Genomic DNA, 11,949 nt, shown 5'->3' with positions numbered 1-11,949 from the left:
GAACTTTATAGTTAAATACAAATTTTTTAGAGGGAATTTTTAACTGTTTTTTCCTTTATGCTATAATTAAGTTAGCCTCTTTGAAAGGAGGTGAGTACATATTGAACCCCGTAGAAAAATCAGAGTACAGGATAAAATTTATCCTGGCATTGGCTACTTTAATTACAGCAATTACTGGATTAATAGCTGTATTAAAACAATAAAGCCAATGAAAAAAAGCAGGTGTCGCACCACCTGCTTTTTTCTGAATACATACTGAACCCCTTCAAAAGAAAAAGTGTTTTGATAGAATAATCTATCTTTATTCATAGTATACCCTGAATACCATAAAAATACAATTGGTTTTGTACCCTTCTTAGTTATTTCTCTTCTTTCTTCTTAAAAACATCCTTCAGCCCTGCAAAGTTCCCCTTCTGTTGACTTGCAGCTTTATTTTCCTCTTGAATTTCTAAATAAACTTCCTTCCTAAAAATCTCTACATCCCTTGGCGCGGAGATCCCCAATTTTACTCGGTCTTCTTCTATGCCTAGGATTTTTATTTCTATATCCTTGCCTAGCATGATGCTTTCTTCTAGTTTTCTTGCCAGTACCAGCATATTATCTTGCCTCCTCTGCTACTTGAGGTTCCTCAGCTTCTAGTATTTGCTGAGGCTTAGCGGAGGCGTTTTTCATTTCTTCTAGGATGTAGTGCTTTGTGTGGTAGTTTTCATCATCTAAAACAATTTGTTTTGCTTTGTTATTTTTTGTATTGATGATAATCGGTGCCCTTAGATTAGCAGTCATTTTCTTTATATCTTCAGGGATGATAACGATGGTAAAGACACTGACATCCTCAGGGGACTGAATTTGTAATTTTTCTAAGGTACTCTTAGGTATTTCAAAATCATAATCCGATCGGAAGATAAAGGGATTGACAATGACAAAAGCTAAATCTGTATCCTCCACCGATTGAAGCCACTGAAAGGGAACTTCTTCTTCTGGATTATGAATAATAACGAATTTGGTTAAAGCCTCAAATCCAGGGATGCCATCGGAAAAATCTAGTATTTTATTTTCATCTACTTCTATTTCGTCGAAGTGCTTTGTATTCAGTAGCATGATTTTCCTCCTATCTTAAAAAGTCCAATAAGGTTGGTTGAATAATTCTGGCCCCTACAGAGAGGGAAGCTCTATAGACATTTTCTTCATTCATCAGCTCCATGATTACCTCTCCCATATCCGCATCCTCCAATTGAGATTGAAGTTTTCTGAAGTTAATGATGTTATCTTCTATTTTATTTTTCACAAGATCCATTCTATTGACTTTTGCCCCTATTTCAGCGCGGGTAGTCAATAGTGAATCTATGTATTTATCTATGTTGCCAAGCTGATTGCTGATTTCTTCATGCTTTCCCGCCAACAGCTGGGCTTCTATGGTATCTATTAGATGAATAAGTCCAGATTTTTGTGGAACTGCTTTGATAGTCCAATTTTCTTGGCCTACTTCCGCTCCCACTACCGTCCTTCCTTTTTTTAGATCCTCTACTTGAAAATCAAAAGTCTTAAGTGGATGATGGGTATCTTCTATAGCAGCTATTTCAGTCTTTAAGGCTTCAACAATCTTTTTCATAAAATCTTCTTTGCTTATTATGACAGTTTCTTCCTCACCATCTACTTCGGTGGTTTCTATATTGGTAAATTCTATTTCTTTAACAGTTTCATCTGCCGCTATCTTCATGGTTACCTTAAATTTCGGCGGTTCCTGACTACCTTCTTCAGGAGCTTCTGTCATTTCAATAACAATTTCTGCCCCCTCCAGTTGAAACTTTGTAGCATGGTTTTCTCCCTCTTTTGTTGGCATGTGAAGGGTTAAATCACTGGCACTAGTGTACTTTTCAAACAGGTCTATCCCTAACGTATTTACATCGATCAGTTCACCTACGCCAACTTCATACTGAATTCTATGATCCACTAAGTTAGGATTTTTTGCATCAAATAGATCTATATTGTAGTTTCCATAATGATCAAATAAAGGTGTATCGGTTCTTTTACCGGAAAACACATACTTTCCTGCATAAGTAGTATTCCCTAAACTAATAATTTGTTGCTTGATTTCTTTGATTTCTCCCTGTATTTTCCGGGTTTCCTCCTCTGTCAAAACCCCATTAGAACCCTGTACCATAAGCTCTCTTAAGCGTTGCAGAGCATCACCAGTATTAATTGCCGCTAATTCTGTGGCCTCCAACCAAGAGATAGCATCATCTGTATTCTTTTTGTACTGCTCCAACTCTTTAATATCTGCTCGAATTTTTAAACTTCTAGAAATAGCAATGGGATCATCCGAAGGCTTATGGATTCTTTTTCCTGTAGCCATTTGCATTTGCCTTTTATCTAAGCGTGTTATATTTTGATTTAAATTTCGCATCATATTACGAATCAACATATTATTCGTGGTTCTCATATGTCATCAACCCCTTATCTTCCTACTAGCCCTACACGGCTAATAATGGTTTCCAGCATCTCATCCATGGTGGTCATCATCCTGGCAGAAGCGTTATAGGCGTGCTGAAACATCACCATCTTAGAAAGCTCTTCATCAGTAGATACACCTGAAATTCGTTGCCTTTCGATATCCACCTGTTCTGTCAATGTGTACTGATTATAGGCATTTCTTATAGCCTCCTGGGTGTCTACCCCTAAGTTAGAAATCAAGGATTTTATAAAATCCTCTGGCTTTCCTTCCTGAAACATACTACTTTTGTGTCGAAGTTCTAACATCTTCAGAGCAATAGACCCATCCCCCGGCAAGAGATCCTCGCTGCTTGAAGCGGCTATTTTATTTGGATCTTCTATATCTAAAGAAATTTTTATATTTTTAGCTGTTATTTTCGGGGCATCAGGATTTTGCATATCCAATGTAGATACACCGTTGGCAGTAAAAAACAGATAGCCTGTTTCCCCACCTAAGCCATAACCCTCCACATGCAGATCATTTATCTCCTGGGCAAAAACCTCAACAAAGCGATTTAATTCATTGATGTAGTAGGGCACACCTTTATTGGCACCACTATCACCATCTCTTAGGTCCAATAACGCCCGCAATTCTCCCTGCAATGCTTTGGTATTAAGCTTGGAACCGTCTGCCCATTGTACTACATTAAGATGTACATCTGCACCCATTTCATCAAAAAACTCACTTTTTTGTTTTTCCTCTGCGCTCAACTTGTAGACTCTATCATGAGACACCAAGGATTGTCCATTAATTTGTAATACCATTTTTTTTCCTACATGCTCCTGATCACTGGCAACATTATAATTACCATCACTTACCTCGATCACATCTACATTGACGAGTTTAGAAAGCTGATCTATTAAATAATTTCTTTGATCCCTTAAGTCGTTGGCATTACTGCCGTTAAGCTCAAAACGATAAATCTGTTCGTTTAATACCGCGATTTGTTCTGCATAGGTATTGATAGTTTTCACGGTTGTTTGGATATCGAAGTTTAAATCTGTCGCCATCTTTTCCAGCTGATTATATGTACTGTTCACAGAGTTTGTAAAAGCGATTGCCCGTTGCCTTACTAGGGATCTGGTTGTCTGGTTCTCAGGATTTTTGCTTAACTCTTGAAAAGAAGAAAAAAGTTCATCCATAACAGTAGCAATTCCCGTATCAGAGGGCTCGTTCATAATGGACTCAATGAGGGACAAGCCGTCTCTTTTTACCTCCCAGTAGCCTTGGGAATTTATTTCACTTCTGTATTTATAGTCCAAAAATTCATTTCTCAGTTGTTTGACGGCTAAAGTATTTACACCTGTCCCCAACATCCCTTTTCCACCTGCAATCGCCATAGGGGTACTTGCAGTTTGTTCTACCCTTTGTCTTGTATAGCCTGGTGTATTTACATTTGCTATATTATGTCCTACGACATCTAAAGCCCTCTGTGCGGCAAACAACCCCGAACGGGCTGTATTAAATCCTGAAAATGTTGAACGCATTTTTATCTACCACCTTAGTCAATATTAAAATTTTTTCCTATATCTTTACATCCAATAAACTTGAAGAAGTCTTTCTTTTTATGCCTTGATTTTCTCCATAGTTGTTCCCTTCTTCTGGTCGGGAAGTCATTAGTTCTATATTAAAATTAACATATTCCAGATTTTGATAAATTAATTTTTCATTTAATTCATTTGTTTCTGCCAGTGCTGCTATCACGTCTAACAATTCATTTCTCAGACCATCTATAGCAGCCGCTTCCTCCTCCTCCAAATACAGCAGCAGCTCTGATACACTAGAGGGAGGTGTAATATCCATTTCCTCTGAAATGTTGACAAAAATGGAACGACGGATTTTTTCAAAGGTTCCCATCGTTCGAATGTACTGTTGTTCTTTTTCAGTGGTTGCCTCTAATTCCTTGAGTTTTCCTTTTTTTATAATTTCCGTCTTCCCTTGGGCAGTCTCTAAAACCTCTTTATACATCTTCAACTCTTGCCATAAGGTATCCTTAAGCTGTTGAATCGATCTTATCATACCTTCACCACCTACTGAAATTTTCTAGATTTTTTTATCCAGCATAATACCTTCCATCATTTTATCAGCGATTTCTTTACCGGACACATTATAACTATTGTTTTGAATACTTTCCTTTAACACCTTTACCTTCTCCTGTCGAGTCTCTGGTAAATTTTTAAAGGCCTTCATCGCCACCTGAAATTCCTTTGCCTTATCAGAAATATCCAACTTATCCTTTTTCTGCTGAGTCTCCATGATTTTCTCTGTCTCTTGGCAGGCTTTATTGTATAACTTCATCACTTTATTGATATTGGGATTGTTATGAATCTTCATAAAAAACACCTCTAGCTTTCCGATTATTTTCCTATTACTAGTATCGGCAAGTTAAAGGTGTTTCTTTATATTATTTCTGCTTTTTTCTTATCTCCGCAATATACATTTTTTGACTTTCTGTACTTGTGAGAAGTTTTTTCCTTTCTGCTTCTTGCTTTGCTGGTTTTACTGCCTCTGTAAACTCCTTTTGCAATTCTATCGTACATGCGTCACAAAATCTTCCGGAGCGGATGGCAATACCGCATCTCTGGCAGTCTAACAACAGGTTGTCTTCTTCTTTGATTTCAATTCTTTTTTCCCTCAAAAACCTCAAAATCTTTTTTTCACTGACTCCAGTTGCTTCAGAAACCTCTATGATGTTGGCTCCTGGATGATCATACAGATAGTCCTTTACCTTTTTAAAGTCCTCTTCTATCGTGGTGTCACATCGAGAACAAAGTTCTGATCCAGCATAGGCAAATGCCCTGCCGCAGTTGGCACAATTTCTTAAATCCATAGTTTCACCCCTTCATCGCATGGTTTTATTAAGTAAATCATTCGCTATTCACGCCTCTAGTGAAGGTCATTACCTCCACTGACTTTGCTCCAGCTCTCATCAGTACTTTACTGCAAGCCTCTACAGTAGCGCCAGTGGTAAAAATATCATCCACCAACAATATTTTTTTCTTATCTATAACCTGAGGGTTTTTTACAGAAAACGCATCCTCTACATTTTTCCATCGTTCTTCTCTTGTTTGATTATACATGACATCTGTATCTTTGACACGAATCAAGTTTTGCTCTATGTAAGGTATACCTAATTTTTTGCCCATATATTTTGCTAGAAGGCAGGCTTGGTTATAGCCCCTTTGTTTTTGTTTTTTCCGGTGCAAAGGCACTGCCACCAGCATATCCACCTTTAATTCTTCTTTTTTATAAACCTCTACCATCATCCTACCCATCACGCTGGATAAATAGGTGGCATCCTGATACTTCAAACGATAAACCAATTTTTTCAAAGGATTTTCATGAACACCTACCGCAACAGGCCCTCGAAAGATACCTTTATCAAAGGAAATTTTTTCAAAACAGGTGTTGCAAATACTGTATTTCTCTGCTGTAAGTAAGTATTTATTGCAAACAATACAGTGTAAATCCGATGGATAGATTAATTTCAGCAGTGCTTCTAAATAGTTTTCTAAGACGTCAAAAACCCTCATCGTTTCTCCACCTTAAACGAAATCCCTCTCAAACAAATTTATTACTATTTATTATATAGGGCATTCAACATCCTTGCAATATACTGTCAGTATTTTAACAAATTGATTCAAAATTTTAGTAACTTTGGCCCAGTAAACCATCGCTACAGAAATCCTCTATACTTACGATTGATGAAATTCATAAAATTTATTTAAACGGTAGCTCAATCCAGAATAACGCTGGACAATTTTATTATTATCCACCATCTTTTTCAGATAATTTTCCGTCCCCACCAGCACTACCAATTTTCTTGCACGAGTAATCGCAGTATAAAGCAGATTACGGGTCAACAACATAGGCGGTCCCCATGTAATAGGCATTACCACCACTGGAAACTCGCTGCCTTGACTTTTGTGGATTGTAATACAATAGGCTAATTCCAACTCCTCCAGCTGGCTAAAATTGTAGGTCACCAGACGATAATCGTCGAACAAGACCGTCAACTCCTGCTCTTGTTGATCGATAGATTGTATAAATCCAATATCTCCATTGAATACACCCTCTCCTCTTTCTTCTTCGTCATCAGGATTCTGGCTGTACCATTTTAACATATAATTATTTTTTATTTGCATTACTTTATCGCCTACCCTTAGCAGCTTTTCCTTCATTTCTTTTTCTGCCTTCCACCGTGCAGGAGGATTTAGGGCATGCTGCAGCATCTTATTTAGCTGGAAGGTCCCCACTTCCCCTTTTTTCATAGGGGTTAATACCTGGATCTCTTTGATAGGATCGTACTGATAATGCTTAGGCAGGCGTTCCTTTACCAGCTGCAAAATAGTTTGGGCTACCTGCTCTTTTTGGTATTTAGAAATAAAGTAAAAATCTTTGTCCTTGACATTGACTACAGGATATTGGCCATGATTAATTTTATGGGCGTTAACAATGATCATGCTTTCCCCCGCCTGTCGAAAAATTTCCTCCAGACGTACTACCTTCACAATTCTGCTAGAAATAATATCCTTCAGTACATTTCCTGCCCCTACGGAGGGCAGCTGATCCACATCCCCCACCAAAATCAACCTGGTTCCCAGGGCAACTGCCTTCATCAAACTATTCATCAACAGGATATCCACCATCGAAACCTCATCGATGATAACCACATCACAGTCTAAAGGATTGTTATCATCCCTTTGAAACATCATGCTATCTTCATCCTCCGAAAACCCCATTTCCAGCAAACGGTGAATAGTTTTTGCTTCCTTCCCTGTTGCCTCTGTCATCCTTTTAGAGGCTCGTCCAGTGGGGGCGCCTAGTATAATTTTCATCTCTAATTTTTCAAAAACCTTTATGAGGGTATTGATGGTGGTGGTTTTTCCTGTTCCTGGACCTCCTGTAATCACCAAAATACCATTTTCCAACGCCTGCTTAATGGCTTCTTTTTGATTTTCTGCTAAGGAGATATTCTCTTCCTGTTGTAAAGCTTGAAGCTCTTCTTCTAGATTCATCTCTAAAGCATCTAGTTCTACCCTTGAAAGTTCGATTAATTTCTTGCATACATTTGTCTCTCCATAATAGTAAGGCATTGTATAGACAACGACTTCTTCTCCCTGTCTTTCCACTTGGATTTTTTGGTTTAAAGCTAAGCTTTGGACTGCCTCTCTAATCATCTCCTCTTCCACCTTCAAGAGCTCCATTGTACGTTCTATCAACAGCTGCTGTGGCGCATAGGTATGGCCTTCCATATGAAAGGTATTGAGTATGTATTTTGTTCCAGCATAGACACGATACTTAGAATTTGCAGCGATTCCCATGGTTTTAGCAATTCTATCTGCCGTAATAAAACCGATCCCTACAATATCCTCCGCTAAACGATAAGGATTTTCTTGTATGGTGGCAATCGTACTGTCTCCATACTTTTTATAAATTTTGACAGCATAGCTAGGAGAAATACCATATTGAGAAAGAAAAAGAATAATTTCTCTAAGCTCCCGCTGCTCTTGAAAAGCCTCCGCAATCGCCTCTGCCTTTGCTTTTCCAATTCCCGATACCTCCGTCAGTCTATGGGTTTGAAACTCTATAATTTCTAAGGCCTCTTGCCCAAAGTGTTCTACAATCCGCTTTGCCATCTTTTTTCCTACACCAGGAACAATACCAGAAGACAGATAGGTGATCATCCCTTCCTCCGATGAAGGAACTTGAGGACGATATTCCTCTACCTCTAACTGATGTCCATACACAGGATGAACCTTCCAGTCTCCCTTCACAAGAAGATGTTCTCCCTCCCTCAATGCCGGCAAATACCCCACTAAGGTTACTTCCTCCTCTGCTGTTTCCAGCACCCCAACGGTATAGCCATTTGATTCATTTTTAAAAATAATCTCTATCAATCTTCCCTCTATTTCAACCACCTTTTTTTCCTCCTGTGTAATTCGCTAGCCTTATTATACCATAGGATGATGCCACTGCTCCAGCATTTGGTTATAAGCCATAAGATCCTTCGCCCTGCTCAGGATGACAACCTGAAGGAGGTATTTGGTGATGACTTAAGAGCTATAAAGAAAAGTCCAGCTGTCTCAATGTATAAAAATACATAAGACTGCTGGACTTTCTTCCTTTATGCTAAATCTAAAATCTCCTCTGTTGTCGTAATGACTTTTGCAGTATCAATTTCTACTAGTTCTGACCCTCCTATTCTAAAGATGTTTTCGCTTAATATGCTCTCCATCACCGCCTTTACCTCCTGCGGCGTTATATCCTGGCGAGGGTTGGCTAAGGTGAATTTACTGGTGCTGTCATCTTCTTTTTTAAAAGTCATTTCCAATACTTTTTTCATGGCTTTTCACCCCCTTTTCTAACTTTCAATGACATTTCCTATTCCTCCACCAACTCCTTTTCTACAACTCTTACGATGGTTTTTACTTCTTTTTCCTGCAAGCCTATCAATTGTGTCGTTAGATTAAATACTGCTTCATCACTGGCTTCAGGCTTGATATTGCTATAGCTTGTAGAAGATAACTTTTCTTTCCCCTCTTCATCTCTGCTATCAACAAACTGTAGTCTTACCCTTGAGGTTTGTTCTTTGATTCTTACTGGCATTTTCTACACCTCCTTTTCTTTTTTTACCGGCAACCTTATTATACAGAAGATTTTTCAATCCTCCTAAGAAGGAATTTACATGAATTCATGGTTGATTTTTATTGTTTCAAAAGGAATAAGATGATTTCTAGCGGAGAATTTATTTAAAAGAGCAAAAAATCATAAGGGAATTGTCTTTTTTCCCGAAAACAGAAAAAAAGAAGGGAAAAGTATCCCTTCTCTCTAAACTAGGCTTTTAAGATTTCATCATTTTTTAGTGCTTCTGCTTTATCGGTTTTTTCCCATGGAAGGTCAATATCGGTTCTTCCGAAGTGTCCATAGGCTGCTACTTGTCTATAGATTGGACGTCTTAAGTCTAGGTCCCTAATGATGGCAGCAGGTCTTAGATCAAAATGCTTTCTTATAAGTTGTACCATTTTTTCTTCCTCTACTTTTCCAGTACCAAAGGTTTCCACCATGATAGATACCGGCTGCGCTACCCCAATAGCATAAGCCAGTTCAATTTCACATTTATCGGCTAAACCTGCTGCTACAATGTTCTTTGCTACGTATCTAGCAGCATAGGCAGCTGAACGGTCTACCTTTGTTGGATCTTTTCCAGAGAAAGCGCCACCGCCATGACGAGCATATCCACCATAGGTATCCACAATAATCTTTCTACCGGTTAAACCAGCATCTCCCTGTGGTCCTCCAATAACAAATCTTCCAGTAGGATTGATGTAGTACTTTGTATTTTCATCTAATAATTCTGCTGGAACAATTTTATTAATAACATGCTCCATGAGGTCAGCTTGAATCGTTTCGACATCTACATCAGGGCTATGTTGTGTAGAAATAACAATTGCGTCAATTCTTACTGGCTTGTCTCCATCATATTCTACAGTTACTTGGGTTTTACCATCAGGACGTAAGTAGGTTAAGGTGCCATTTTTTCTTACTTCTGAAAGTCTTCTAGCCAATTTGTGGGCTAAAGCAATAGGTAGTGGCATAAGCTCTGGCGTTTCGTTGCAGGCAAAACCAAACATGATTCCTTGGTCTCCAGCACCAATAGCCTCTAGCTCGTCCTGCATTTCTCCCTTTTTCCTCTCAAGCGCTTCATTTACTCCCATAGCGATATCAGGAGACTGCTCATCAATCGCTGTCAAAACTGCACAAGTGTCACTATCAAAGCCATATTTTGCTCTTGTATAACCGATTTCTTCTATCGTTTTTCTAACAATTTTAGGGATATCTACATAACAATCTGTTGTAATTTCTCCCGCCACCAACACAAGTCCAGTGGTTACAGATGTCTCACAAGCTACCCTCGCCTTTGGATCTTGTGCAAAGATGCTATCTAAAATTGCATCAGAAATTTGGTCACAAATTTTATCTGGATGTCCTTCGGTTACAGACTCTGAAGTAAATAATCTTTTCGCCATTTATCGTATTCCTCCTTAATATATAGTTTTTCATAAGTAATTGTGTTAGATGCATGTTTAGTTTTATTTTTAATTTTTATTGAAAAATTATCCCTCAAACCCTTTAAAAAGCATTAAAAAAACCTCTTCTCAAAAAGAAGAGGTACCTTTACGCTTATACCGTCTCCTCATCTTTCAGAATCAACATTCTGTGGGACTTAGCACCATACCTTCTATGGTTGCCGGGTTTCGTCGGGCCCTTCCCTCCACCGCTCTTGATAAGGCATCAAGATTTTATTTAATTTTACCAATGATTATAATATCATCCCGGGTTTTATATGTCAATAAGTATTTTGCAAAAATAGACAGCGCTATGAATTTTTGTTGTCAGATAAGAATAACAGCATAGCTCACAAGAAACATAATGGTTCCTGCTATTGTAGCCCCCATAGCAATGGCAGGAAAAGCATATCGAAAGGGAATATTTAATAAAATCGCTGCTAAGCAACCACTCCATATGCCTGTAGTAGGCAGTGGTATTGCCACAAACAACATCAACCCTACGATACTATATTTTTTTACATTTTTGCTTCGCTTTAGTGTTTTTTTTACAGTGTTGTCTATCACTTTGTAAAATAGCTTGATCCTCCGTAGATAGTTAAACATGGGCCCTACAAAAATCAACAAAAAAGGCACAGGAATCAAACTTCCTACGATGCCTAAAACTGTCGCATGAATAGGATGCATCCCTAATGATACACCAATGGGTATTGCACCCCTCAACTCCACTAAAGGCATAGCAGCAATCAACAAAACCATCAGTTCATGGGTAACAATCTCCAATATTTTTTCCATAATTTCACCTCTATTCTATATCATTATATAAGTTCTTAGAGGTGGGTAGAACAATCGATTATGGAAATACATGTATATATCGACAATATGTTAAAATATTTAAAATTTGTAATATAATTTTAATGTTTTTCCTTTGCATTTATGGTATAATCTTACTTAAGAACCAATTATAATCTATATTTTTACTTATGGAAGATAATACTATTTTCATTTTAATTTACAAACTACGACTTATAAATATACATACCAACGAAAAAGTTTGCAGCCTATTTAAAAATCATAGTGAGGAGAGAAGCTGATGAGTAGAGTAGACGAATTAAAACTAGAAATAGAAAGATTAAGAAACAAATTAGGTCGTTATTTGGAACAAAATGAAGACTATGATAAAATCTTCAGCTTAAATATAACTATCGATAAATTAATTGTAGAATATCATCGTTTAACGATAGGTAGATAAAAAAGTCTAAATATAAAGATTCATAAACCATATTGTAGAAGATCATCGCCTCATGCGATAGATCAGCAAAGAGATCTCCAGGAAAAACTTCTTCCATTTAAATTTAAAATTAGAGTAATACTAGAATCATGTCTAGA

The 11,949-nt window shown here is 37.7% G+C and carries 14 protein-coding genes and 1 riboswitch; of the genes, 1 reads left to right on the top strand and 13 read right to left on the bottom strand.

From position 1 onward, the window contains the following. Positions 1-359: 359 nt before the first annotated feature. The 13 genes from csrA to BJL90_RS06840 form a co-directional block, all read right to left on the bottom strand. On the bottom strand, positions 360-596 hold the full coding sequence (gene csrA / locus BJL90_RS06900; protein ID WP_070965755.1) for a carbon storage regulator CsrA: 237 nt from the start codon (positions 594-596) through the stop codon (positions 360-362). 1 nt (position 597) lies between these two features. Beyond that, a complete protein-coding gene (gene fliW, locus BJL90_RS06895; RefSeq protein WP_081561881.1) occupies positions 598-1,098 on the bottom strand; it encodes a flagellar assembly protein FliW in 501 nt (166 codons plus the stop codon). A 10-nt stretch (positions 1,099-1,108) separates the two neighbouring features. Further along, positions 1,109-2,440: a flagellar hook-associated protein FlgL gene (gene flgL, locus BJL90_RS06890; RefSeq protein ID WP_070965752.1), complete on the bottom strand. Its 1,332-nt coding sequence runs from the start codon at positions 2,438-2,440 to the stop codon at positions 1,109-1,111. 14 nt (positions 2,441-2,454) lie between these two features. After that, entirely contained in the window at positions 2,455-3,978 is a 1,524-nt protein-coding gene (gene flgK, locus BJL90_RS06885) for a flagellar hook-associated protein FlgK (protein WP_070965749.1), read from the bottom strand. Positions 3,979-4,015: 37 nt separating this feature from the next. Then, a complete protein-coding gene (locus BJL90_RS06880; protein WP_070965747.1) occupies positions 4,016-4,510 on the bottom strand; it encodes a flagellar protein FlgN in 495 nt (164 codons plus the stop codon). A 24-nt stretch (positions 4,511-4,534) separates the two neighbouring features. Continuing rightward, positions 4,535-4,825: a flagellar biosynthesis anti-sigma factor FlgM gene (gene flgM, locus BJL90_RS06875; protein WP_070965744.1), complete on the bottom strand. Its 291-nt coding sequence runs from the start codon at positions 4,823-4,825 to the stop codon at positions 4,535-4,537. 70 nt (positions 4,826-4,895) lie between these two features. After that, complete coding sequence (locus tag BJL90_RS06870) at positions 4,896-5,321, bottom strand: TIGR03826 family flagellar region protein (RefSeq protein WP_070965741.1); 426 nt, start codon at positions 5,319-5,321, stop codon at positions 4,896-4,898. A 37-nt stretch (positions 5,322-5,358) separates the two neighbouring features. Beyond that, on the bottom strand, positions 5,359-6,024 hold the full coding sequence (locus tag BJL90_RS06865) for a ComF family protein (RefSeq protein WP_070965738.1): 666 nt from the start codon (positions 6,022-6,024) through the stop codon (positions 5,359-5,361). A 162-nt stretch (positions 6,025-6,186) separates the two neighbouring features. After that, on the bottom strand, positions 6,187-8,412 hold the full coding sequence (gene recD2, locus BJL90_RS06860; protein ID WP_070965735.1) for an SF1B family DNA helicase RecD2: 2,226 nt from the start codon (positions 8,410-8,412) through the stop codon (positions 6,187-6,189). Between the two features lie 206 nt (positions 8,413-8,618). Continuing rightward, positions 8,619-8,837 (bottom strand): DUF2922 domain-containing protein, encoded by a 219-nt coding sequence (locus BJL90_RS06855; protein WP_070965733.1) that lies wholly within the window; start codon positions 8,835-8,837, stop codon positions 8,619-8,621. Between the two features lie 38 nt (positions 8,838-8,875). Further along, positions 8,876-9,100, bottom strand: coding sequence for a DUF1659 domain-containing protein (locus BJL90_RS06850; RefSeq protein WP_070965730.1), 225 nt, complete (start codon positions 9,098-9,100; stop codon positions 8,876-8,878). A 227-nt stretch (positions 9,101-9,327) separates the two neighbouring features. Further along, positions 9,328-10,521, bottom strand: a complete 1,194-nt coding sequence (metK, locus tag BJL90_RS06845) for a methionine adenosyltransferase (protein ID WP_070965727.1) — start codon at positions 10,519-10,521, stop codon at positions 9,328-9,330. A 164-nt stretch (positions 10,522-10,685) separates the two neighbouring features. Beyond that, positions 10,686-10,785, bottom strand: a riboswitch (SAM riboswitch). Positions 10,786-10,887: 102 nt separating this feature from the next. Next, a complete protein-coding gene (locus BJL90_RS06840) occupies positions 10,888-11,355 on the bottom strand; it encodes a COG2426 family protein (protein ID WP_070965724.1) in 468 nt (155 codons plus the stop codon). A gap of 298 nt (positions 11,356-11,653) precedes the next feature. On the opposite strand from BJL90_RS06840, the gene BJL90_RS21820 reads away from it, so the two are divergent. Continuing rightward, entirely contained in the window at positions 11,654-11,812 is a 159-nt protein-coding gene (locus tag BJL90_RS21820; protein WP_156778723.1) for an aspartyl-phosphate phosphatase Spo0E family protein, read from the top strand. The last annotated feature ends 137 nt before the right edge of the window (positions 11,813-11,949 follow it).

The organism is Clostridium formicaceticum, from assembly GCF_001854185.1.
Classification (GTDB): domain Bacteria; phylum Bacillota; class Clostridia; order Peptostreptococcales; family Natronincolaceae; genus Andreesenella; species Andreesenella formicacetica.
Note: the sequence above shows the minus strand (reverse complement) of the source record. Positions and strands in the feature narration are given on the sequence as shown.